The 22,867-nt window shown below is 33.6% G+C and carries 22 protein-coding genes; 9 read left to right on the top strand and 13 right to left on the bottom strand.

The genetic code is table 11. From position 1 onward, the window contains the following. Nucleotides 1-29 precede the first annotated feature (29 nt). From DMZ43_RS04025 to DMZ43_RS04010, 4 genes are read right to left on the bottom strand one after another with little or no spacing between them, the layout of a single operon-like run. On the bottom strand, nt 30-743 hold the full coding sequence (locus DMZ43_RS04025; protein WP_131506322.1) for a 3'-5' exonuclease: 714 nt from the start codon (nt 741-743) through the stop codon (nt 30-32). Nucleotides 744-746: 3 nt separating this feature from the next. Continuing rightward, nucleotides 747-1,898 (bottom strand): serine hydrolase, encoded by a 1,152-nt coding sequence (locus tag DMZ43_RS04020; protein ID WP_131506321.1) that lies wholly within the window; start codon nt 1,896-1,898, stop codon nt 747-749. Nucleotides 1,899-1,934: 36 nt separating this feature from the next. Next, entirely contained in the window at nt 1,935-2,408 is a 474-nt protein-coding gene (locus DMZ43_RS04015; RefSeq protein ID WP_131506320.1) for a methylated-DNA--[protein]-cysteine S-methyltransferase, read from the bottom strand. Beyond that, on the bottom strand, nt 2,408-3,529 hold the full coding sequence (locus tag DMZ43_RS04010) for a CNNM domain-containing protein (protein ID WP_129759706.1): 1,122 nt from the start codon (nt 3,527-3,529) through the stop codon (nt 2,408-2,410). The genes DMZ43_RS04015 and DMZ43_RS04010 overlap by 1 nt, the downstream gene beginning before the upstream one ends. A gap of 83 nt (nt 3,530-3,612) precedes the next feature. Here DMZ43_RS04010 and DMZ43_RS04005 point away from each other — a divergent pair, with 83 nt between their 5' ends. Next, on the top strand, nt 3,613-4,329 hold the full coding sequence (locus DMZ43_RS04005; protein WP_131506319.1) for a GLPGLI family protein: 717 nt from the start codon (nt 3,613-3,615) through the stop codon (nt 4,327-4,329). A 2-nt stretch (nt 4,330-4,331) separates the two neighbouring features. Here DMZ43_RS04005 and hemB read toward each other — a convergent pair whose 3' ends face one another. Genes hemB through hemA form a run of 7 tightly spaced genes read right to left on the bottom strand, consistent with a single transcriptional unit; the run spans nt 4,332 to nt 11,513 of the window. Then, complete coding sequence (hemB, locus tag DMZ43_RS04000) at nt 4,332-5,324, bottom strand: porphobilinogen synthase (protein ID WP_131506318.1); 993 nt, start codon at nt 5,322-5,324, stop codon at nt 4,332-4,334. Between the two features lie 20 nt (nt 5,325-5,344). Continuing rightward, on the bottom strand, nt 5,345-6,247 hold the full coding sequence (gene hemF / locus DMZ43_RS03995) for an oxygen-dependent coproporphyrinogen oxidase (protein WP_131506317.1): 903 nt from the start codon (nt 6,245-6,247) through the stop codon (nt 5,345-5,347). A gap of 10 nt (nt 6,248-6,257) precedes the next feature. Next, nucleotides 6,258-6,797 carry a GNAT family N-acetyltransferase gene (locus tag DMZ43_RS03990; RefSeq protein ID WP_129759702.1) on the bottom strand — a complete coding sequence of 180 codons (540 nt, stop codon included), beginning with the start codon at nt 6,795-6,797 and terminating at the stop codon, nt 6,258-6,260. A gap of 2 nt (nt 6,798-6,799) precedes the next feature. Further along, nucleotides 6,800-7,558 (bottom strand): EI24 domain-containing protein, encoded by a 759-nt coding sequence (locus DMZ43_RS03985; RefSeq protein ID WP_131506316.1) that lies wholly within the window; start codon nt 7,556-7,558, stop codon nt 6,800-6,802. Continuing rightward, the gene (gene hemE, locus DMZ43_RS03980; protein WP_131506315.1) at nt 7,551-8,612 is read right to left on the bottom strand and encodes a uroporphyrinogen decarboxylase; all 1,062 of its coding nucleotides are present in this window, start codon (nt 8,610-8,612) and stop codon (nt 7,551-7,553) included. The genes DMZ43_RS03985 and hemE overlap by 8 nt, the downstream gene beginning before the upstream one ends. A 53-nt stretch (nt 8,613-8,665) precedes the next feature. Next, nucleotides 8,666-10,255 (bottom strand): hydroxymethylbilane synthase, encoded by a 1,590-nt coding sequence (hemC, locus tag DMZ43_RS03975; protein ID WP_131506314.1) that lies wholly within the window; start codon nt 10,253-10,255, stop codon nt 8,666-8,668. Next, a complete protein-coding gene (gene hemA, locus DMZ43_RS03970) occupies nt 10,248-11,513 on the bottom strand; it encodes a glutamyl-tRNA reductase (RefSeq protein WP_131506313.1) in 1,266 nt (421 codons plus the stop codon). Before hemA ends, hemC begins: the two co-directional genes overlap by 8 nt. A gap of 193 nt (nt 11,514-11,706) precedes the next feature. Between hemA and DMZ43_RS03965 the strand changes: the two genes are divergently transcribed. The 8 genes from DMZ43_RS03965 to DMZ43_RS03930 all read left to right on the top strand — a co-directional run bounded on the left by DMZ43_RS03965 (nt 11,707) and on the right by DMZ43_RS03930 (nt 21,646). After that, entirely contained in the window at nt 11,707-12,606 is a 900-nt protein-coding gene (locus DMZ43_RS03965) for a helix-turn-helix transcriptional regulator (RefSeq protein WP_129759697.1), read from the top strand. Between the two features lie 45 nt (nt 12,607-12,651). Next, nucleotides 12,652-13,248: a hypothetical protein gene (locus DMZ43_RS03960; RefSeq protein WP_131506312.1), complete on the top strand. Its 597-nt coding sequence runs from the start codon at nt 12,652-12,654 to the stop codon at nt 13,246-13,248. Nucleotides 13,249-13,257: 9 nt separating this feature from the next. Then, nucleotides 13,258-14,277, top strand: coding sequence for a ferrochelatase (hemH, locus tag DMZ43_RS03955; protein WP_131506311.1), 1,020 nt, complete (start codon nt 13,258-13,260; stop codon nt 14,275-14,277). Nucleotides 14,278-14,285: 8 nt separating this feature from the next. Continuing rightward, entirely contained in the window at nt 14,286-15,638 is a 1,353-nt protein-coding gene (locus tag DMZ43_RS03950; RefSeq protein ID WP_131506310.1) for an MATE family efflux transporter, read from the top strand. Nucleotides 15,639-15,688: 50 nt separating this feature from the next. Further along, nucleotides 15,689-18,778, top strand: a complete 3,090-nt coding sequence (locus DMZ43_RS03945) for a glycosyl hydrolase (protein WP_131506309.1) — start codon at nt 15,689-15,691, stop codon at nt 18,776-18,778. Next, nucleotides 18,778-19,326: a CopD family protein gene (locus DMZ43_RS03940; RefSeq protein ID WP_131506308.1), complete on the top strand. Its 549-nt coding sequence runs from the start codon at nt 18,778-18,780 to the stop codon at nt 19,324-19,326. Before DMZ43_RS03945 ends, DMZ43_RS03940 begins: the two co-directional genes overlap by 1 nt. A gap of 77 nt (nt 19,327-19,403) precedes the next feature. Beyond that, nucleotides 19,404-20,861: a HAMP domain-containing sensor histidine kinase gene (locus DMZ43_RS03935; RefSeq protein ID WP_131506307.1), complete on the top strand. Its 1,458-nt coding sequence runs from the start codon at nt 19,404-19,406 to the stop codon at nt 20,859-20,861. A gap of 2 nt (nt 20,862-20,863) precedes the next feature. Beyond that, a complete protein-coding gene (locus DMZ43_RS03930; protein WP_131506306.1) occupies nt 20,864-21,646 on the top strand; it encodes an enoyl-CoA hydratase/isomerase family protein in 783 nt (260 codons plus the stop codon). A gap of 30 nt (nt 21,647-21,676) precedes the next feature. Here DMZ43_RS03930 and DMZ43_RS03925 read toward each other — a convergent pair whose 3' ends face one another. Together DMZ43_RS03925 and DMZ43_RS03920 are read right to left on the bottom strand one after the other, a co-directional pair. After that, on the bottom strand, nt 21,677-22,066 hold the full coding sequence (locus DMZ43_RS03925; RefSeq protein ID WP_131506305.1) for a hypothetical protein: 390 nt from the start codon (nt 22,064-22,066) through the stop codon (nt 21,677-21,679). Between the two features lie 102 nt (nt 22,067-22,168). After that, nucleotides 22,169-22,837 (bottom strand): hypothetical protein, encoded by a 669-nt coding sequence (locus DMZ43_RS03920; RefSeq protein WP_131506304.1) that lies wholly within the window; start codon nt 22,835-22,837, stop codon nt 22,169-22,171. Nucleotides 22,838-22,867: the final 30 nt, after the last annotated feature.

Here is a 22,867-nt window from a genome sequence, read left to right as displayed (position 1 = left end):
AATTCGGACTTTTTTATTTTTTACAATTTTTAAATATGAATAATCTCATTATCATGCAGCAGTTCGTCACCACGTAATCGAAGTAATATTTGTGCTACTGCAATCGTATCTTTTTCACAATAAGTGACAATTCGGTCAATATCATTTTCTTCATAATACACTCTGTAAACTTCACTACCATCAATATCATCCTTAGGCGAAGGAATACCTAAAACATTGGTTAAAAGTTTTAAAGAAGTGTAGGTTTTGTAGTCACCAAATTTCCAAAGTTCAAGAGTATCAAGATGAGGTACTTCCCAAGGTTTTTTTCCAAAAAGGTTGAGTTTATAAGGTAATTCTATATTATGAATAATCATTCGTCTTGCTATGTAAGGAAAATCAAATTCTTTTCCGTTATGAGCACAAAGCAAATGCTTATTTTGACTAAAATGAGTAATCAATAAGTTTTTAAAATCTTTTAAAATTTTGATCTCATCACCATGAAAAGAGGTTACTCTAAAGGTTCTAACATCTCCTTGCATTTTAAAATAGCCTACTGATATGCAAACTATTTTACCAAACTCTGCCCAAATTCCTGCGCGATCATAAAATTCTTCAGCAGTGTATTCGTCTTGTCTTTGGTATCTCGATTTTGCTTCCCAAAGAGCTTGCTTAGTATCGTCTAAATCTGAAAAACGAGGTGTCTCTGGAACAGTTTCAATATCCAAAAAGAGAATGTTTTCAAGATTTAGTTTACTAATCATAATTTATTGTTCTAACATTTTATAGGCTTCATCAATATACGCTGAAATATCAGGTGTAAAAGACGCTATAGCATCTCCAGGACCTTTAGAGTGTCCTAAACGAACTATAATAACATTGTCATTTGGTTCAACAATAACATATTGTCCTAGATGACCACGCATCATAAAAAAGTGTTTATCGCCAACTGTTTTTAACCACCATCCATATCCATACTCTGGGCTTTCAGCAAAACGAGGCGTAATGGATTTAGCTATAAATGCCGAATCCAATAACTGCTTCCCATTCCATTTACCATGGTCTTTATACAATTTACCCATTCTTGCAAAGTCTTTAGCATTACTTGCTATACAACAATAGGCTTTTACTAAATCATGGTCTTCACTATCAACTTGCCAAAGTGCTTGGTTTTCGCTACCTAAAGGTTCCCAAAAACTTTCGGTTAGATAGTCATATAATTTTTTTCCAGATGCACGTTCTATTGCAATAGCTAGCATTTGAGTATCACCACTGGCATATTTATAAGATGTACCAGGTTCTCTAACTACTTTTAAACCTGTCATAACTTTGGTTAAATCGTCGTCAAAATACGCACGAGTAGTTATTGAAAAAGGAGAGTAGTAACGTTCGTCCCAGTTGGTTCCTGAAGCCATACTAGATAAGTCGCCAACGGTCATTTTTGCAGCTTCGCCTTCACAAAATTCTGGTATAAAATCGCAAACAGGTTGGTCAAGATTTTTTATGTAACCATCCATAATCGCTTTTCCTAATAGAGCAGACACATAACTTTTTGCCATAGAAAAAGAGTTGGATTTAGAATCTTCATCAAAACCATCATAATAGTTTTCAAACCAAATACTGTCATTTTTTATAATAACGTAAGCAATCGTACCGTTTTGAGCATTAACATTTTTAAGGGTTTCAGTTTCTTTTACTGAGTTATAGTCTTTGTGATTTGGCCAAGGCTGAGGTGTTCCAGTATCTAGAGGTTTATTGTCAAAATGTTTATAATCTTCTAGATAAGCAGTTGTATGACCTTTCATATAAATGGTTCTTACAGCTTTTAAAAGATAATCAGTATCAGTGACGTAAAGTGTAATTATGAGTAAACCAAATAGAATAGCAACCCATTTAAGGAGTTTTTTGAGGAATTTCATTCAGTGATTATTTAATATTTAAATATAACTAAAAATTTAAAATAACGATTGTTGTTTATAAGGACTTTCGTGTTCTAAAAGCCATTGTTTTCTATGAAGTCCTCCAGCATAACCTGTTAAACTGCCATCAGTTCCTATAATTCGGTGACATGGAACAATAATCCATAATGGATTTTTACCATTAGCATTAGCCACAGCTCTAATGGCTTTGACGTCTCCAAGTTGTTTTGAAAGTTCAAGGTAAGACATCGTTTTTCCATACGGAATAGTTAAAAGGGCTTCCCAAACTGTTTTTTGAAAATCGGTACCTTGAGGATTTAAGTTTAAATCAAAAACCTGTCGTTTGCCTTCAAAATATTCGTTAAGCTGATACACGCAGTCCTCTAAAGGCTCAGGAATAATATCAGAGATTTGCTCTTTAGAATTTAAAACCGTTACACTTGCAATACCATCATTATCACCAGTTATTTTGGTGTAACCCAAAGGTGTTTTGATGATACATGCTTCCATTATTGGTTGTCGTCTTTAGTGTCTTCAAAAAGCCCAAGATGTTTTGCTCTTGTTTCCCAACTTTTTCTGGCAAGTAGTTGTAAGTCAGGAACATTGTCGCTTTCGTCCATTATTTCTAAACCAAGTAAAGTTTCAATAACATCTTCTTGGGTTACTAAACCACTTACGCTTCCATATTCATCAACTACCAATGCCATATGGTTTTTACTTTCAATAAGTTTTTCAAAAAGATCAGGAATTGGTAGGCTGCGACCAACTATAATAATGTTTCGTTTAATGTCAGACAGCTTTTTGTCGCCATTATCAAAGGCCATTTCTTTAAAGACATCGTCCTTTAAAACTAATCCTGTAATATTATCAGGATCGTTAGTGTATACTGGAATTCTTGAAAAGCGAATGTTATGATTTTCAGCAAAAAAAGACGAGATAGTCGTGTTTTCATTTTCTGTTTTAATCACAGTTCTAGGCGTCATTACATCTTTTGCCATTACGTTTTTAAAGGTCAAAAGATTTCTAATTACTTTACTTTCAGATTCATGAAAAACGCCTTCTTCGTGCGCAATATCAGTCATTGCAAGAAACCCTTCTCTACTTAAAACACTACCATGGCCTTTGCCACCAATAAGTTTTGTGGTAAGTTGTAATAACCATAAAATTCCTGTCCATTTTAATGGAAAAATTAAAACGTTTAAGGCTTTTGCGGTAAAGTTTGCAAGTTGTTTCCAGTAAGTTGCACCAATGGTTTTTGGTATAATTTCAGAAGCTACAAGAATTAAAACCGTCATTATAGAAGATACAATACCAACCATTACATCTTCGGTAATTGTAAGTCCAAAAACAGTACTAGGGTTGCTTCCGTAAAGTTCGGCATAAGCAACTTTGGCTTGTACACCAACTAAAATTGCACCTACAGTATGTGCAATAGTATTAAGCGTAAGTATGGCAATAAGAGGCTTGTCAACATCTTTTTTAAAGGTTTCTAAAGTAAGCGCATAGGCTTTGCCTTCTTTCTTTTTAATATTAATAAACGTTGGTGTTACACTTAAAAGCACAGCTTCTAGTATTGAACATAAAAAGGAAAAGAAAATAGATACGAGAGCGTAAAGTATGAGTAAACCCATTAGTGTGTTTTAGTTTGATTAATGCGAAGTTACGAAATAGAATATTTAAATTAAGGGTTAAATTATTTTTCATAAATTGAAGTATGAAAAACCTGTTTTATATTTTATTGTTTTTGACTTCAGGAGCAATAGTATCTCAAACCAAAGGGAAGATTACCTATTTGGCTAGTATGAATAAAGATAGTATTAAAAAACCTACTGAAGACATAAAAGACCAAGCTAAATATGATGCATTACAACTCATTCATGGGTCGCATCCTGTTGAAACGTATTTAGTATTTAACGATAGTCTTGCGTTATACTCTGTAGAGCCTAAAATTGAAATTCCTGGATGGAATACTACTGATGGTCAAATAACTATTTCAAAGGCTAACTTAAACTTAACTTGGATTTTTGCAGGAGGAGAATCGTTATACTATACCGATTGGAGTAGAGATTGGAATATTTCACAGAAAGATGTGTATTTTGAGCGTAAACGAATTAAGTACGAAGAAAAGCCTTGGGAACTCACAAAAGAGACTAAGGAAATTTTAGGATATGTTTGTTATAAAGCTGTATCAGAAGACTCTAAACTTGAAGTATGGTATGCTCCTGAACTTAATGTAAAACATGGACCACAAGGAATTAATGGTTTACCTGGATTGGTTTTGGAAGCAAAACGAAATAGGTTTTTAATTAAAGCCACAAGCATTGATTTAGAAAACAATGAATATGAAATTATAGAAGAACCAGTTGAAGGCGAACTCATGCAAGAAGCTGAATACAAAAAACTAGGTAAAGCTATATTTTCAAAAGAATAATATTACTTATTCAAAATTTTCACAACATCCTTAGCAAAATAAGACGCAATAACATCAGCACCAGCGCGTTTTATGGCAGTAATTTGCTCCATCATAACAGCATCGTGGTCTAACCAGCCTTTTTCTGCAGCTGCTTTAAGCATAGCATATTCACCAGAAACCTGATATACAGCTACAGGAACATCTACTTCATTTTTGATTTCGCGAACAATATCCAAATAACATAAACCTGGTTTTATCATGACTATGTCTGCACCTTCATCAATATCCATTTCGGTTTCTCTAATGGCTTCAAAACGGTTAGCAGGATCCATTTGATAGGTTTTTTTGTCTTTTGGAATATTTTGAATATCCACAGGAGCAGAATCTAAAGCATCACGAAAAGGTCCATAAAATGCCGAAGCATATTTAGCAGAATAACTCATAATCCCAGTATCTGTAAACCCATTATCTTCTAAAGCTTCGCGAATGGTTAAAATACGACCATCCATCATGTCGCTTGGTGCTACAAAATTTGCGCCTGATTCAGCATGAGATAAGCTCATTTCAGCTAAAACATCAGCAGTTTCATCATTAAGAATAACACCGTTTTCAATTATACCATCATGTCCATAAACAGAATAAGGGTCTAAAGCAACATCAGTCATTACCAACATGTCTGGACAAGCGTTTTTAACTGTTTTTATAGCGCGTTGCATAAGTCCGTTAGGGTTTAACGCTTCCGTACCTTTGTTGTCTTTAAGGTTGTCAGGAACTTTTACAAACAACAATACTGATTTTAAGCCTAAACGCCACAGTTCTTTAACCTCGTTTTCCAAAAGGTCTAAACTATACCTAAAGTAATTTGGCATAGAAGCAATTTCTTCTTTTACACCTTTACCTTCAACCACAAAAAGTGGTACTAAAAAATCATTTGGTGAAATTATAGTTTCTCTAACTAGGCTTCGAATAGCTTCGTTGGTTCTAAGTCTTCGGTTTCTTCTTAGTGGGAACATAAGTATAAGTTTTAAGCTCTTTAAACCCAATTTTTAGGGTTTTGTAATACTTTAATTAGTTTTTCTTCTTCACTTCCTGTTTCAGGATGATGGTCATAAATCCATTGCACATGAGGTGGTAAGCTCATTAAGATGCTTTCAATACGACCATTTGTTTTTAGTCCAAACAACGTGCCTTTATCGTGCACCAAATTAAACTCTACATAACGACCACGTCTTATTTCTTGCCAATTTCTTTGAGTTTCAGTGTATGGAAGCTGTTTGCGTTTTTCAACAATTGGAACGTAAGCTTCTAAAAAGCTATTGCCAACTTCGGTTACAAAATCATACCAATTTTCCATGCTCATTTCATCTGTTGCTTTGCAATAATCAAAGAATAACCCACCAATACCACGTGCTTCGTTACGATGTGTGTTGTAAAAATATTCATCACATCGTGCTTTGTAGTTTGGGTAAAACTCTGCATTGTGTTTGTCGCAAGCCGTTTTACAAGTTTGGTGAAAATGTTTTGCGTCTTCCTCAAAGAGATAGTATGGTGTTAAATCTTGTCCGCCACCAAACCATTGGTCAACAATATTTCCGTTTTGGTCATACATTTCAAAGTATCGCCAATTGGCATGAACCGTTGGAACCATTGGGCTTTTTGGGTGAAGCACTAAACTCAATCCGCAAGCAAAAAAGTCGGCATCTTTTACACCAAAATAGTTTTGCATGCTCTCTGGTAAAGCACCATGAACAGCAGAAATATTTACGCCACCTTTTTCAAAAACAGCTCCATTTTCAATAACACGAGTGCGTCCTCCACCACCTTCAGGTCGTTTCCAAAGGTCTTCTTTAAATTGAGCAACACCATCAATAGTCTCGAGTTTTGAGGTGATAGTGTTTTGTAAATCTTGTATATATTGATAGAATTTATCTTTCATAATTATTGTTTTAAATGGCTTCTTTATGCAATTCATAAAGTTCCATATCTAGAGTAGATTTCCCAGAAACATACTCTTTTGGTAAGGTTTTAACCCAAGTAAATCCAGAACGCTCAGCGACATTTACACTTTCGGTATTAGTTTTATGTACTACTATTTGCAACGTGTTTAATTGTAATTCTGAAAAGGCAAAATTTGTTACTGCTTTAATGCTTTTGGTCATCCAGCCATTACCAGAATATTTGCTTCCTAAGCAATATGCGAATTCACCTAATTTAGATTGATAATCCAAGTGTTTTAAAATCACTAAGCCAGCAATAGCATTGGAGTCTTTATCTTTTATGGCAAAAGTGAATTCGGTTTTATTCTGTATTTCACTATTCTTTTTTTTGATATAGTCTTTTGAAGCGTCTTCAGAAATATTCTGAGATAGTGTTATTGGTAAATACTTTTGAAATCGTTTTCCGTTAGAAATCATTAATCTGCTTAAGTTTGAAGCGTCTGAGGGTTGTAATGTTTCTAATCTAAATATGTCAGTAACCAATACCATTTTTAAGCGTTTGATGAAATATGATTATTGGCTTTTAAAATAGAAACGGTTTCTTTTGAAGCTGCTGTAACCGAAAACGGTAATACCAAAATAACTCCCAAAACAGGAATTAACAAAAACAGCATAAACACAATACCATTACCTATGGCAACACCTCTATTTTTACGAACAAAACGTAAACTTTCGGCATATTTAAAATGACGTTCTAAGGTATAGTCCATGTTTCCAAATCCAGCATAGTAGGCTTGTACTAAAAACAATATAATACTAGACAAGAACCCTATTACAGGAATAAAACTTATAAGAAGAATAGGAATGGTAAGTAAGAGCTCCATACATAGGTTTCTGAGGTTAATTCTAATACCTCTCCACAGTTGCTCCTTAAACGAAGTGTTTCTATGAGAATGCTCCTCAATATTAAGTAAGTAAGCTTCAATTTTTTCAGACACAGGACTCATAAAAGGCGCAGACAATGCCATAATAATATGCTTGTATAAAATAAGCCCTAAGACAATAATAGTAAGACCACCTATAACATTACTAATTGTAGTAAAAGTTTCTTTTCCCCAATCCCAAACCCAAATTTTTGAGATGTAAAACCCTAAATTATCAGAAAGCCCATAAGCAGAAAGTCCTATAACTATTGCAGTAAATAAGCTAATAGCCATAGGAATAGCAAAATATTTCCAGAGCTTAAGTTTTGAAATTAAACCCAAAGCTCCAAAGTATGCTTGTATGCCTTTTGCTATGTTTTTAAACATGATACTCTTTTACTGCATCAACAAACGCTTTAGCATTATCTAAAGGAATGTTTGGTAGTATACCATGACCTAAATTTACGATATATTTATCCTTTCCAAACTCATTTATCATTTGCTGCACCATTTTTTTAATTTCAGCAGGAGGAGACAATAATCTTGAAGGATCAAAATTTCCTTGTAGTGTAATATTTCCACCTGTTAGGTAGCGTGCATTTTTAGCGGAACATGTCCAGTCTACTCCTAAAGCCGAAGCACCAGATTTTGACATTTCATTAAGCGCAAACCAACAACCTTTTCCGAAGGCAATAACAGGAGCATCGTCTTTTAATGCATCAATAATTTGCTGAATATATTGCCATGAAAATTCTTGATAATCTACAGGAGACAGCATGCCTCCCCAAGAATCAAATACTTGAACTGCATTACAACCTGCTTTTACCTTTTCTTTTAAGTAAGCAATAGTAGTGTCGGTAATTTTTTGAAGTAATTGATGCGCAGCAATAGGATTGGTAAAACAAAACTCTTTAGCTTTATCAAAATTTTTGCTGCCTTGACCTTGTACACAATAACATAAAATGGTCCAAGGAGAACCCGCAAAACCTATTAAAGGAATCTCATTGTTTAACTTTTCTTTGGTGGCTTTTATAGCTTGGTAAACATAATCTAATGCAATGGTTACGTCAGGAACAATAACATTATCGACATCTTTTTGAGAGCGAACCGGATTAGGTAAATACGGACCAAAATTAGGTTTCATTTGTACCTCAATGTTCATAGCTTGAGGAATAACCAAAATATCTGAAAACAAAATTGCAGCGTCCATAGCATACCTTCGGATTGGTTGTACGGTAATTTCACTTGCTAACTCAGGTGTTTGGCAACGTGTAAAGAAATCGTACTTAGCTTTTATTTCCATAAATTCAGGAAGATAACGTCCTGCTTGACGCATCATCCATACAGGAGGACGGTTAACAGTTTCTCCTTTTAATGCTCTTAAGAATAAATCGTTGCGAATACCTTCGGAAGAAGGTATCTTATTAATGTTGTTTTCCATATTTATGTTATTCCTGGATTGTCAGGAATTTAGTTTAATTGTAACTTTATGTTTTAAGATTTCTGCTTTCGCAGGAAATACTCATTCACCAATTCAATAACGCTTTCAACAGTTGGCACTTTTGCAACACGAACATCTTTAAAATGCTTTTGTGCTTCTTTAGCTGTGGTTTCTCCAATGCAAAACGCAACAACTTCAGCGTTGTTTTGCTGTATAAAACTCTCTACTGTTGAAGGGCTATAAAACATGACACTTTCAATAGCATTATCAACTTTTAAAGCATCGTATTTTGTTTGGTAGGCTTCAACTTCGTTAAGTTTTATTTGGTGCTCGTTTAAAATATTTGGTAAATCATCAAGTCTTATGTCACTACAAAAAAATGTAGCTTCAGTGCCATCCATAAATTCAACCATATATTCAGCTAAAGCTTTAGCATTCTTTTCAGAATGGGTAACTTTTCCTATTCTTTGCTCTATTAATCGCTTGGTACGACGACCAACACAATAAATGTTTTTAAATTTTAATTCTTCAGCTGGACAATTGGTTAAAATAGCTTCTACTGCATTTTTACTAGTGATAATCACGTTTTCTATTGGTGATTTTAAAACAGTAGGCGGAATTCTATTCAAGCTAATTTTAATGGCATCGTTACTTTCGACCACTAAATTTTCATTAAACAGAAAACGTTGGTCTTCGGTTAAAGACTTGGTAGAATAGATGTTTGTAGGTTTGCCTGAATGTTTAATATCGTCCATAAGACGTTTGCCACCACGCTCAATAATATAATCGCTTGCATATTGTGCAATGTCATGATGGTTGCCTAATTTTTCTGAACGTGAAACTTCAATTTTTTTGCTTCCGTCAGGACTTAACAATACACCTTTAAAATGAACTTCTTCATTTTTGATAACTGCTAATGCGCCAATTGGAGCAGAGCAACCACCTTCTAGTAGTCTTAAAAACTGACGTTCAATAGTGGTGCATATTTCAGTATCTTCGTGGTTTATTTGTTGGCAAATGGTTTTAGTTTCTTCGTCATCGTCTAATGCAACTACCATTATCGCACCTTGTGCTGGAGCTGGAATCATCCAGTCTAGATTGATTGAAGTTTCAGGTCTTATCCCTAATCGTCCTAATCCTGCAGCAGCAAAAATGGCTCCATTCCAATCGTTGTTTTCAAGTTTTTGAAGTCTTAAATTTACATTTCCTCTTAAATCTACAACGTTGTGAGTTGGATAGCGGTTAAGCCATTGCGCTCTCCTGCGTAAACTTCCTGTTGCGATAACACCTTCTCTTTGTGATAAAAACTCTTCATTGTTTTTAAATACCAAAAGGTCTTTAGTATTACCACGTTTTAAAACAGCAGCTTGTACAATACCATTAGGTAAAATTGTTGGTACATCTTTTAGAGAATGAACAGCAATGTCAATATCTCCATTAAGCATAGCAATGTCCAATGTTTTAGTGAAAACACCAGTGATTCCTAGCTCATACAATGGTTTGTCAAGCACTAAGTCGCCAGTTGACTTTACAGGTACAAGTACAGTTTTGTGTCCTAATTGTTCTAGTTGTTGTTGTACAGTTTTGGCTTGCCAGAGTGCAAGTTCACTATCGCGAGTTCCAATTCTAATGAGTTTAGACATGGTTTTTTGAAGGTTCTTCTAACTGAAATACTTTTTTAATTAATTCAAGGCTTTCAATGGTAGAAATGCCATCATCTTTTAAATGATGTGCAAAATGATTGGTTATTTTTTGAATAATATTGTTGCTGATGAGTTCAGCTTGTGCTTCATTAAAATCGACTAATTTTTTACGTTGCGAATCTAGTTCAGCAATTTTAAAATCGTTGAGCTTGTGTTTTAATGCTTTTATGGTTGGTGCAAATTTTCTTGTTTCTAGCCAATTATTGAATTCAATTTTAATCTCTTCTATAATGGTTTCGGCATAAGGAACTTGACCTTTACGTTTTTCAAGCGTTTCGTCAGTAATTTGAGATAAATCGTCGAGGTGTATTAATGTAATATTGCTCAAGTCTTTTACATTACTGTCAACATTTTTTGGGATAGATAAATCTAAAACTAACAAAGGTTTTTTGCTTTGTATTAAGTGTTTGTCAACCGTTGGGTTTTGTGCTCCTGTTGCTACAATTAATATGTCAGATGCGTTTATTTCTTCTTGAAGATTAGCATAATCTTTAACCAACACATTAAACTTTCCAGCAACTTCTTCGGCTTTGGTTTTTGTTCGGTTAATTAATGTAATGTGTTCGTTTTTGGTGTGTTTAATAAGGTTTTCGCAAGTGTTTCTACCTATTTTTCCTGTTCCAAAAAGCAATATATTTTTGTTTGAAATATCACTTACATTATTCAAAATATATTGAACTGAAGCAAAAGAAACCGATGTTGCTCCTGAAGAAATATCAGTTTCGGTCTTAATACGTTTACTGGCTTGTATTACTGCATTTACCAAACGCTCTAAATAGGCGTTAAGCAACCCTTCTTTTTTAGCAGATTTTGCGCTAACTTTTAATTGGCTTATAATTTCAAAATCACCAAGAATTTGACTGTCCAGTCCACAACCTACTCTAAAAATATGAGAAATAGCTTCGGTATTTTTGTAGATATAGGCAACGTTTTGAAACTCTTCAACAGTACCTTTTGTGTTGTCGCAAAGCAATTTTATTAATTGGTATGGATGTTCAGCAAAACCGTAAATTTCGGTTCTGTTACATGTAGAAATAACTATTAAGCTTTCAACTCCATTGATTTTAGCTTGTTGATACAAGGCTTGCTTACCTTGTTCGTCTAAGCTAAAATGTCCTCTAATTTCAGCATCAGCCTTTTTGTAGCTTAAGCCAATAGCATAAAAGTAGGTCGTCTTTGATTTATTATTGTATTCCATTAAATCTATTTGGAAAAATATGAAAACAAAAATATAAGTATCATCGACAAAAAAATAACGCTCAAAGAACAATAAGTATCGCTTGTGGTTTTTTAACGTAGTTTTTTAATAAAATGTGATAATTGTCATATTTTTGTAGAATTAACAGTGCTTTTAAAGCTTTTAGTTTAGAATCAATCTAAATAATATTAAAATGAATTCAAGTTTTAATACCATAAAAAATATCGCTAAAGGGTCTTTTAACGAAGTTGAAATTGATAAAGATTTTTATGTGCTTACTTATCAAAACAATAATGATGAGGTTGAAACACTTGAGCGAGAAATAGATAGTAGTTTTATACAATTTCACTTTTGTTTAAAAGGCTCAAGTAATTTTATTTTTAACAACGGAAATTACACCTTAGAGATTAAAGATGAAAATTCGTTGTTGCTTTACAATCCTCAACGCGATTTGCCTATTCACCTTAAAAGTAATCCTGATAGTTGGTTGGTTTCGGTTTTAATTTCTATTAAAAAATTCCATAGCTTGTTTTCTCAAGAAGCCGATTATATTACGTTTTTAAGTGATGATAACAAGGATAAAAAATATTATAAAGATGGAAAAATTACACCATCAATGGCTGTTGTGTTAACTCAACTTATTCATTACAACCTTAATAAGTCAATCAAAAATCTTTACTTTAAAGGGAAAGCTTATGAACTTTTAAGTTTGTATTTCAATAGAAGTGAAGATGCAAATATTGAACAATGTCCATTTTTGGTAGATGAAACCAATGTGATAAAAATTAGAAAAGCTAAAGATATCATTATTGCTCGTATGACAGAGCCTCCAACACTGCAAGAGTTAGCTGATGAAATTCAACTTAGCTTAAAGAAACTAAAAGAAGGTTTTAAAGAAATTTATGGCGATTCAGTTTTTAGTTTTTTGTTTGATTATAAAATGGAAGTTGCTAGAAAATTACTAGAGTCTGGAAACAATAATGTTAACGAAGTAGGACTTAAAGTTGGGTACAGTACTGCAAGCCATTTTATTTCAGCTTTCAAGAAAAAGTATGGAACAACTCCAAAAAAGTATTTAATGTCATTAACCTAAAACTTGAATAATACTGTCGTATTTTTGCTAAAAACAAATTTAATAATGAAGCACTTTTTAACGCTTGCCCTTTTTTACCTTATATCTTTTTCAACATTTTCTCAATCTCATAAAGAGGTAATCACCAAAGAAGTCAATGTGTATTTCAACAATATGACAACTCAAAATTTTGATGGTGTTTTAGACTACATGTATCCAAAAATATTTGATATGGCTCCAAGAGCTCAAATGAAATTAGGTATGGAACAAATGTTTAACGCAAAGGATATGCGTATTGAATTTTTGGCTAATGATATTACTAAAATTTCAGATAAAATGGAAGTGGATGATATTGCATACGCAGCCGTTTTTTATGATAGTAAAATGAAAATGACCTTCTTAACAGAAGACAACCAAACCCAAGAAGACAAAAAAGGATTTTTAATGTTTATGAAATCCACCATGCAAACCCAATTTGGTGAAGATAATGTTACTGATGATTTAGACACGATGTCGTTAATTATAAAAATGAGTGCAACAATGTATGCGATTAAGGATCCTCAATATCAAGGATGGAAGTTTTTAGGCAATGACGATGCACTTAAAATGTTAGTGGACAAAATTGTTCCAGAAACCGTTAGAACACAATTGCTAAATAATTAAAATTGATTTATGAAAGGCGTTTTACTTGTAAATCTAGGTTCTCCTGATAGTCCAAACCCAAAAGATGTAAAAAAGTATTTGGGTGAGTTTTTAATGGACGAACGTGTTATTGATATTCCTTATCCTGCAAGAGCAGCTTTAGTAAAAGGAATTATTTTAAAAACAAGACCAAAGGCATCGGCAGCTGCTTACAAAAAGATTTGGTGGGAAGAAGGTTCTCCACTTATTGTAATTTCTGAACGTTTACAAAAAGGAATTCAACAGCATACTGATATTCCTATTGCATTAGCAATGCGTTATGGAAGTATGACTATAAAAAAAGGATTACAAGAGTTGGTAGATAAAGGTGTTGATGAGGTGTTACTATTTCCTTTGTATCCTCAGTTTGCAATGGCAACTACCGAAACAATTACGGTTTTGGTTGATGAACTTCAAAAGGAATTTTTTCCAAATTTAAAGATTGAATCTGTTCCTGCATTTTATAATAAGCCAGATTATATTGAGGTACTTTCAAACTCTATTCAATTTCATTTAAAAGATAAAAATCCTGAACACATATTGTTTTCTTATCATGGTGTTCCTGAACGTCATATTAGAAAAAGGGATGTTACAAAATCACATTGTAAAATTGATGGAAGCTGTTGTGTTACACCATCAAAAGCGCATGAGTTTTGTTACAGACATCAATGCTTGGAAGTTACACGATTAGTTGCTGAAAAATTACAGCTTAAAGAAGGTACTTACTCTACATCGTTTCAATCGAGATTAGGATTTGACCCATGGTTGCAACCTTATACTGACCGAACTATTGAAAGAATGGGAAAACAAGGCACTAAAAATATGGCTATTGTTACACCTGCCTTTGTTAGTGATTGTCTAGAAACTCTTGAAGAAATTGCTATGGAAGGCGAAGAGATTTTTCATGAAATGGGAGGCGAAGAATTTACTACAATTCCTTGTTTAAACGATGATAAAGAGTTTGTTGAGCTATTGGCTAAATGGATTAATACTTGGGTAAGTAAAAACTAAAGCAATGAATGGCTAAAATAAAAGCTACAGATTTAGGGACGCAACCTATAGGTAAGCTATTGATTAGACAAGCTGTACCAGCATCAATAGGTATATTGGTAATGTCTTTAAATATTTTAGTAGATACCATATTTGTAGGAAACTGGATTGGCTCTATTGCTATTGCTGCCATTAATGTAGTATTGCCTGTATCATTTTTTATTGCAGCTCTAGGAATGAGTATTGGAGTAGGAGGTTCTTCAATAATATCAAGAGCGTTAGGAGCTGATAATAGAGAAAAAGCCTTAAAAACCTTTGGTAACCAAATAACCTTAACGCTTTTATTTACTTCAACTTTAGCAGTTTTTGGATTAGCTTATGTAGATAGTATTATTCCTGCTTTTGGAGGTAAAGGAGCTATTTTTGAACCTGCTAAAATTTACTACACAATTGTGCTATATGGAGTGCCATTTTTAGCACTGAGCATGATGGGAAACACTGTCATAAGAGCAGAAGGTAAACCTAAATTTGCCATGTATGCAATGATGATTCCTTCAGTTGGAAACCTTATTCTAGACTATGTATTTATTAATGTTTTAGATTTTGGCATGCAAGGAGCTGCTTGGGCTACTACTGGATCTTATGTTTTATGTTTAGGATTTATTATTTGGTTTTTCTTTTCTAAACACTCCGAATTAAAAATAAACCTATCACATTTTAGGTTGCAAAAAAGTATAATTTCAGAAATTGGTTCGCTTGGATTTGTCACTTTAGCAAGACAAGCTGTGGTGAGTATTACTTACTTATTTATGAATAACATATTATTCAATTTAGGAGGAGAAACTTCGGTAACAGCCTATGCTATAGTTGGTAGAATGCTCATGTTTGCGCTTTTTCCTGTGTATGGTATTACACAAGGATTTTTACCTATTGCAGGCTATAATTATGGTGCATTAGCTTATAGTAGAGTTAGAGAAACCATTAATACAGCTATTAAATATGCTGTAATTTTAGCAACAATGGTTTTTGTGTTGCTTATGGTGTTTCCTGAGTTTATTACAAGATTATTTACGCACGATGCTGAAGTTATTAAGCAAACACCTAGTGCAATGCGTTGGGTATTTGCTGCAACACCAATAATTGCAGTACAGTTGATAGGAGCAGCGTATTTTCAAGCTATAGGAAAAGCGACTCCAGCATTATTATTAACCTTAACACGACAAGGCTTTTTCTTTATTCCTTTGATATTTATTTTACCAGAGTTTTATGGAGAATTAGGTGTGTGGATGTCATTTCCAATTGCTGATGTGTTATCTACCTTGGTTACAGCCTACTTTTTACATCGTGAAGTCAAGTTAAAATTGGTGTCAGAATCTAATTAACCGTATTTAATTATTATTTTTAGTCCACATTGATATTAAAACCAACCAAAATGAAACGCTCTTTTCTGTTTTCGCTATGTCTAATTTTTACAACCTTAAATTTTAATGCTCAAGATTTTGAACAATCTGATTTTTCTGCTTTAGAGTATCGTTTAATCGGTCCTTTTAGAGGAGGAAGAAGTGCAGCAGTAACAGGTGTGCCAAACCAACCTAATCTATATTACTTTGGAGCAACAGGAGGAGGAATTTGGAAAACAAAAGATGGAGGACGAAGCTGGGAAAATATTTCCGATGGTTTTTTTGGTGGAAGTATAGGAGCCATTACAGTATCTAAAAGTGACCCAAACGTGATATATGTTGGTGGAGGAGAAAAAACCGTTCGTGGTAATGTATCTTCAGGATATGGTATTTGGAAAAGTGTTGATGCAGGAAAAACATGGACATCTTCAGGATTAAAAACGTCTCGTCATATACCAAGAATTGCAGTAGATCCAACAAACCATAATATCGTTTATGCAGGTGTGTTGGGTAACATCTATAAACCAACCCAAGAAAGAGGTGTTTATAAAAGTACAGATGGTGGAGCAACATGGAAAAAAACCTTATTTGCTAACAACCAAGCAGGAGTTGTCGACTTATTGATTGACCCAACCAATCCTAGAATTTTATATGCTTCCACATGGAATGTACAACGAACACCTTACAGCTTAAGTTCAGGTGGAGAAGGATCTGCGCTTTGGAAAAGTACTGATAGAGGTGAAACCTGGACAGAAATATCAATCAATAAAGGCTTTGCCGAAGGTACTTTAGGTATTATAGGAGTGTCAGTATCGCCAATAAACAATCAACGTATTTGGGCTATGGTTGAAAATAAAGATCAAGGTGGTTTGTATAGAAGTGATAATGGAGGAGAAACTTGGACTAAAGTTAATAGTGATAGAAACTTGCGACAAAGAGCGTGGTATTATACTAGAGTTTATGCCGATACCAAAGACGTAGATGTGGTATATGTGCTAAACGTAAGATACCATAAAAGTACTGATGGAGGTAAAACGTTTAGTTCGCATAATGCACCACATGGAGACCATCATGATTTATGGATAGCACCTGAAGATCCAAATAGAATGATTATTGGAGACGATGGAGGAGCTCAGGTAACTTATGATGGTGGAGAAACCTGGAGCACCTATCACAACCAGCCAACATCACAATTTTATCGTGTTACAACCGATAACCATTTTCCGTATCGTATTTATGCAGCACAACAAGACAATTCTACAGTAAGAATTTCGCATAGAACAGATGGACGATATATTACTGAAGATGATTGGGAGTCAACTGCTGGTGGAGAATCGGCTCATATTGCAGTAGACCCAGAAGATAACGACATAGTTTATGGTGGAAGTTATGACGGATTTTTAACACGATTAAATCACAAAACAGGTACTGTAAGAGCTATAAACGTATGGCCTGATAACCCAATGGGACATGGAGCTGAAGGTATGAAATATCGTTTTCAATGGAATTTTCCAATACTGTTTTCTAAGCATAATCCTAACCGACTATACACGTTTTCTCAACATGTTCATGTTACTGAAAATGAAGGGCAATCTTGGGATATTATAAGTCCTGACTTAACACGAAATGATCCTGAAAAATTAAAATCTTCAGGAGGACCTATTACTCAAGATAATACTTCGGTAGAATATTACTGTACCATTTTTGCTGCTCAAGAATCTCCAATTACCGAAGGTTTACTTTGGGTTGGTAGTGATGATGGATTAATTCATGTTACCAAAGATGGAGGAAAAAGCTGGGAAAATGTTACACCTAAGGGAATGCCTGAATGGATGATGATTAACAGTATTGAACCAAGTGCTTTTGATGCTGGTACATGTTATGTTGCAGGTACAAAGTATAAAACAGGAGATTTCACACCTTATTTGTATAAAACAACCGATTACGGAAAAACTTGGAAAAAAATCACTGATGGAATTAATTCAGAACATTTTACCAGAGTTCTTAGAGAAGACCCAAAACAAAAAGGATTGCTGTATGCAGGAACAGAAACAGGAATGTATATTTCGTTTAATGATGGAAAAAACTGGCAACCATTTCAGTTAAATCTTCCTATTGTTCCTATTACAGATTTGACGATTAAAGATAATAATTTAATTGTTGCAACTCAAGGACGAAGCCTTTGGATTATTGATGATTTAACAGTATTACATCAACTGTATGGTTCTTCTTCCGAAGGAAATAAATTATTCAAACCAAAAGACACCTACAGGATGAGTGCTGGTTATAGAACAGGAAGTAAAACAGCAGGAACCAATCATCCTAATGGAGTAATGACCTATTTTGATTTAAACAAATATGATAAAGAAAACGATGAGGTGTCTTTGACGTTTTTCAATCAAAAAGGAGATACTATCAATTCGTTTTCTACTAAAAACAAAAAGAAAAATACATTAGAAGTTAAAGAAGGAATGAACCAGTTTGTTTGGGACATGACATACGATGGAGTCGAAAAACTAGATGATATGATTTTATGGTGGGCAAGTCTTGATGGTCCAAGAGCAATACCAGGAACTTATAAGGTAAGCTTAAATGTAAACAGCAATGTTACTTCCCAAACATTCAATATTGTTGCTGACCCAAGAGCTGAAAGTTCTCAGGCAGATATGCAAAAACAGTTTGATTTTATTACTGATGTGAATAAAACTATGGACAAAGCACATAAGTCCATTAAAAAAATAAGAAACATAAAAGAACAGCTCACAGCCTTTGAAACGCAATATAAAGGGAATGACGATTTAAAAGAGTTGCTAGAAGCTGCCAAAAAACTAAAAGAAGACTTTACTAAAATTGAAGAAGCATTATATCAAACTCAAAATAGAAGTGGACAAGACCCTTTAAACTTCCCAATAAGACTAACAAATAAGCTGGGACACCTTAATGCCTTAGTTGGTATGGGAGATTTTGCACCAACTGATCAGGATGTAGCTGTAAAAAATGAATTGACTAAAAAAATCAATGTACAATTAGATGCGTTTAATCAATTAATAAATACTGAAATCAGGGCTTTTAATACAGCGTTTAACGAAAAACAATTAAATTATCTATTTGTTGAAGATTAATGGAATATTATAATTACATAAAGGCATTACACCTCATTTTTGTGGTCACTTGGTTTGCAGGTTTGTTTTACATTCCTAGGTTGTTTGTGTATCATATTGAAGCGTCTCAAAAACCATCTCCTGAAAAGGAAATTCTTTCTGAACAACTCAAGTTAATGACCAAACGATTATGGACTATCATTACATGGCCTTCAGCTATTTTAGCTACCATTTTTGCGGTTTGGTTGCTTATACTCATACCAAGTTGGTTACAACAACCATGGATGCATGTAAAACTCACATTTGTAGTGTTACTCTTTATCTATCATTATAAAACGCATGTGTTTTACAAACAGTTGCAGCAAGACGATATAAGGAAGACCTCTAACTTTATGCGATTATGGAATGAAGGAGCAACATTTATCCTTTTTGCTGTGGTGTTTTTAGTCATTTTAAAAAACGCTATTTCATGGGTTTTTGGTGTTATAGGTTTGGTGGTTTTAGCAATACTTTTAATGCTAGGATTTAAAATGTACAAGCGCATTAGAGAAAAAAATAAGAGGCCTTAAATGCATTTTTCTGTTTTTTAAAACACCTTAGGTGGTTTGGTGCGATTATTGTTATCTTTAGCTTCACAAGCTATTACATGAAACTAAAAAAACTCTCCTTACGATTTAGAATTTTTATAGCCATGATACTATTGGTATTATTGGCTTCTATTTTAATAGCTATTGTTACCATTTATCAGTATAATGAAGAAGCTCAAGACTATCACAAAGAACGACTAGAGCGTAAAGAAGAAAACATAAAAAGTAGTATTGACTTTACTATAAAGGAAACTACTTATCCTGTAAATACTGAGAATATTCCGTTGATATTTAAGGAAAAAATCCATGAGATTGCAACCATTCATAAATTGCAAATTAACCTTTATGATTTAGATGGAACTATACTAAAAAGCTCTAAAGAAAGTTTTTCAAAAAACGATACCATAACTAAATGCATTGATGTTGAAATACTGAATGCTATTTCTAATACTGCCGAACATAGATATGTAATTAAACGTGTTGAAAACGGAAAGAATTATCAATCGTCGTACTCGTACATTACAGACACTAAGTTCAAGCCTTTAGCTATATTGAATTTACCTTATCTTGAAGATGACGATTTCTTAAACAAAGAGCTTAGAGAGTTTTTAGAGCGTTTGTCGTATGCGTATTTGGTTATGTTGCTTATTGCTATTGGATTGGCGTATTTGCTGTCAAAATACATTACAAAATCACTTAAAACCATAAGTGATAAAATGAATGAAACACGACTGGAAAAGCGAAACAAGAAAATTGAAATAGCGTCCTCTAGCGAAGAAATTGAAACGCTTGTAAAATCGTACAATAGTATGATTGACGAACTCGAAGAAAGTGCAGTAAAACTAGCCACTAGCGAGCGTGAACAAGCTTGGAGAGAAATGGCAAAACAGGTAGCTCACGAAATTAAAAATCCGCTAACACCAATGCGACTGAGCGTACAAAGTTTTCAACGTAAGTTTGATGCCAACGATCCTGATATCGATAAAAAAGTGAATGAGTACAGCAAAACACTTATTCAGCAAATTGATACCATGAGTTCTATAGCTTCGGCGTTTTCAAACTTTGCTAAAATGCCAGCTCAAAAAAATGAAGTACTTAATGTGGTTGAAATTACTAAGCTAGCATTGGATATTTTTAGTGAAGAGTACATTCATTTTAGTTATGATAAAGAAGTTATTAAAGCTAAATTTGATAGAACCCAACTTATAAGAGTTATTACTAACCTTGTAAAAAATGGCACACAAGCCATTCCTGAAGAGCAAGAAGATAAAAAAATTGTGGTGAATGTTTCAGAGGTTGAAGACCAAGTGCTTATCACAATATCTGATAATGGTGTAGGTATTTCCGAAGAAAATAAAGAGAAAATCTTTGAACCAAAATTCACGACTAAGTCAAGCGGAATGGGTCTTGGATTAGCAATGGTAAAAAACATTGTGGAAACTTATAAAGGAAATATTACCTTTACAACACAAAAAAATAAAGGCACTACTTTTAAAGTGTCTTTTCCAAAACAATAACCATGGATTTCCAAAATATTCTTTTTCAAGTCAATAACAGTATTGCACAAATAACCATAAACAGACCTAGCAAACTCAACGCTTTAAACAAAGCAACCATACAAGAGCTTCACGAGGCTTTTGATACTGCTGATAAAGACAAAGCAGTTAAAGTTATTATTGTTACAGGAAGTGGTGAAAAGGCATTTGTTGCAGGAGCAGATATTAGTGAGTTTGCGCATTTTGATGTTGAAAACGGAAGCAAATTGGCACAAAAAGGACAAGAATTATTGTTCGATTTTGTTGAAAACCTATCCACTCCTGTTATTGCCGCAGTTAACGGTTTTGCACTTGGTGGTGGACTAGAGTTGGCAATGGCTTGTCATTTTAGAGTAGCGAGCGACAATGCAAAAATGGGCTTACCAGAAACCTCTCTTGGTGTTATTCCTGGTTATGGTGGTACGCAACGTTTACCGCAACTTATAGGTAAAGGTCGTGCTATGGAGTTGGTAGTGACTGCTGGTATGATTGATGCGCAAACAGCCTTAAACTATGGTTTGGTAAACCATGTCACTACACAAGACGACTTATTGCCATTAGCTGAAAAAATTGCAGGTAAAATTATGCGAAACTCCTCTGTGGCAATTAGTAAAGCTATTAAAGCCGTAAATGCCAATTTTAAAGATGGTGTTGATGGTTTTGCTATTGAAATTGAAGAATTTGGTAACTGCTTTGGAACCGAAGATTTTACCGAAGGAACTACCGCATTTTTAGAAAAGCGTAAAGCTGATTTCCCTGGGAAGTAGTTTAGAATGAGCTATCCACATTTTTGTGTTTTAGTACTTTTTCTTTTTTATTAATTCCTTTAATTCAACACATTTTTTATCCATAAAATGAAAATTTGGTAGTTTTAATTTTGATTCAATTCCGCCTGATTTGTAAATAATCCGATTATTTTTTATTTCAATAATTTTATCTAATTCAATCCGCTCAATTCCATTTTTCAAATAAATATAACTGTCGTCAAATTCAATTTCATTTGGTTTGTCAAAAACCCTTTTCATTAGAATCAGCGTATAAATCACAAATAAACAACAAAAAATAATTGCTCCGATTTCTTTAATCCAGATGCTATAAATCAGAAATCCTATTCCACCAATAAGAGCAATTCTTGCGCCTATATATTGAATATAATGCAGAGTTGTATCAATTCGTTTTTTTGTCATTTATTTTTGTCCGTAATCGTTTTGAGCATTACTCACAACCAGTGGTTATTGATAAATATACAATAGTTTTTGGTTAAAGGTTGAGGCACATTCTAGTACTTGTTACTTATTTAAATTTACTATGGAGGCTTTAGAGATTAACAGTCTATTACGCTTTTCAATTAGTTCTATATTGAGTAGGACATTATCCCAATATGTGGTTTTTGCTCCATAAATGCTCACATATTTAACTTCTATTTTTATTGTGTCATTATCAATTTTTCCTTTGGTAATCTCATAAGATTCAGGTTCTTCTTGAGCATTAAGCCAATACATGTAATCGGCAAAACAACTTTCAGGTTCCCAAATACCATCGTAGTTATCGTCCTTTTTTACTTTCATTTTTTCAAGATCATCAATGCAAGGTTTCATTCTGATAGATTCATCTTCATAAAAGCTAGAATCAAAAATATTTAGGGAGTCTAACTTTTTAAAATAGCTTGACATATCTACTTGATAATACCCTTTGTTATTAATAGTCCATTCAGGACTAATATTTCCAAGAGCAATTTCTTTGAAAAATATCATAACAGTAGCGTCTACCTTTTCTTTAGTTTTCTCAAAATCAAGCGTAAAAAACTTTTTTGTGGATACTTCGTTATTTGCGGTTGAATCAATAGATTCAGGTATTGATGATTTAAAATTAGCTTTTGTTTCAGATAATTTTTCCTGTTTCTTAGTATTACAAGAGAAGAAAAGAAGAAAAGCGAAAAAGTAGATTATGTATTTCATACTATTTAATTGGGTAAAATGGTCTTTGGT

Origin of the sequence: Meridianimaribacter sp. CL38 (assembly GCF_004328055.1) — a bacterium.
Classification (GTDB): Bacteria; Bacteroidota; Bacteroidia; order Flavobacteriales; family Flavobacteriaceae; genus Gaetbulibacter_B; species Gaetbulibacter_B jejuensis.
Note: the sequence above shows the minus strand (reverse complement) of the source record. Positions and strands in the feature narration are given on the sequence as shown.

Excerpts from the sequence above, each read along its gene's own strand:
- DMZ43_RS03940 (WP_131506308.1), top strand. The coding sequence starts at position 18,778 with ATGGAATATTATAATTACATAAAGGCATTACACCTCATTTTTGTGGTC.
- DMZ43_RS04010 (WP_129759706.1), bottom strand. The coding sequence starts at position 3,529 with ATGGGTTTACTCATACTTTACGCTCTCGTATCTATTTTCTTTTCCTTT.
- DMZ43_RS04020 (WP_131506321.1), bottom strand. The coding sequence starts at position 1,898 with ATGAAATTCCTCAAAAAACTCCTTAAATGGGTTGCTATTCTATTTGGT.
- DMZ43_RS03990 (WP_129759702.1), bottom strand. The coding sequence starts at position 6,797 with ATGGTATTGGTTACTGACATATTTAGATTAGAAACATTACAACCCTCA.
- DMZ43_RS03960 (WP_131506312.1), top strand. The coding sequence starts at position 12,652 with ATGAAGCACTTTTTAACGCTTGCCCTTTTTTACCTTATATCTTTTTCA.
- hemA (WP_131506313.1), bottom strand. The coding sequence starts at position 11,513 with ATGGAATACAATAATAAATCAAAGACGACCTACTTTTATGCTATTGGC.
- hemB (WP_131506318.1), bottom strand. The coding sequence starts at position 5,324 with ATGTTCCCACTAAGAAGAAACCGAAGACTTAGAACCAACGAAGCTATT.
- DMZ43_RS03925 (WP_131506305.1), bottom strand. The coding sequence starts at position 22,066 with ATGACAAAAAAACGAATTGATACAACTCTGCATTATATTCAATATATA.
- hemC (WP_131506314.1), bottom strand. The coding sequence starts at position 10,255 with ATGTCTAAACTCATTAGAATTGGAACTCGCGATAGTGAACTTGCACTC.
- DMZ43_RS03945 (WP_131506309.1), top strand. The coding sequence starts at position 15,689 with ATGAAACGCTCTTTTCTGTTTTCGCTATGTCTAATTTTTACAACCTTA.
- DMZ43_RS03950 (WP_131506310.1), top strand. The coding sequence starts at position 14,286 with ATGGCTAAAATAAAAGCTACAGATTTAGGGACGCAACCTATAGGTAAG.
- DMZ43_RS04005 (WP_131506319.1), top strand. The coding sequence starts at position 3,613 with ATGAAAAACCTGTTTTATATTTTATTGTTTTTGACTTCAGGAGCAATA.
- hemH (WP_131506311.1), top strand. The coding sequence starts at position 13,258 with ATGAAAGGCGTTTTACTTGTAAATCTAGGTTCTCCTGATAGTCCAAAC.
- DMZ43_RS04015 (WP_131506320.1), bottom strand. The coding sequence starts at position 2,408 with ATGGAAGCATGTATCATCAAAACACCTTTGGGTTACACCAAAATAACT.
- DMZ43_RS04025 (WP_131506322.1), bottom strand. The coding sequence starts at position 743 with ATGATTAGTAAACTAAATCTTGAAAACATTCTCTTTTTGGATATTGAA.
- DMZ43_RS03930 (WP_131506306.1), top strand. The coding sequence starts at position 20,864 with ATGGATTTCCAAAATATTCTTTTTCAAGTCAATAACAGTATTGCACAA.
- DMZ43_RS03965 (WP_129759697.1), top strand. The coding sequence starts at position 11,707 with ATGAATTCAAGTTTTAATACCATAAAAAATATCGCTAAAGGGTCTTTT.
- hemF (WP_131506317.1), bottom strand. The coding sequence starts at position 6,247 with ATGAAAGATAAATTCTATCAATATATACAAGATTTACAAAACACTATC.
- DMZ43_RS03985 (WP_131506316.1), bottom strand. The coding sequence starts at position 7,558 with ATGTTTAAAAACATAGCAAAAGGCATACAAGCATACTTTGGAGCTTTG.
- DMZ43_RS03920 (WP_131506304.1), bottom strand. The coding sequence starts at position 22,837 with ATGAAATACATAATCTACTTTTTCGCTTTTCTTCTTTTCTTCTCTTGT.
- DMZ43_RS03935 (WP_131506307.1), top strand. The coding sequence starts at position 19,404 with ATGAAACTAAAAAAACTCTCCTTACGATTTAGAATTTTTATAGCCATG.
- hemE (WP_131506315.1), bottom strand. The coding sequence starts at position 8,612 with ATGGAAAACAACATTAATAAGATACCTTCTTCCGAAGGTATTCGCAAC.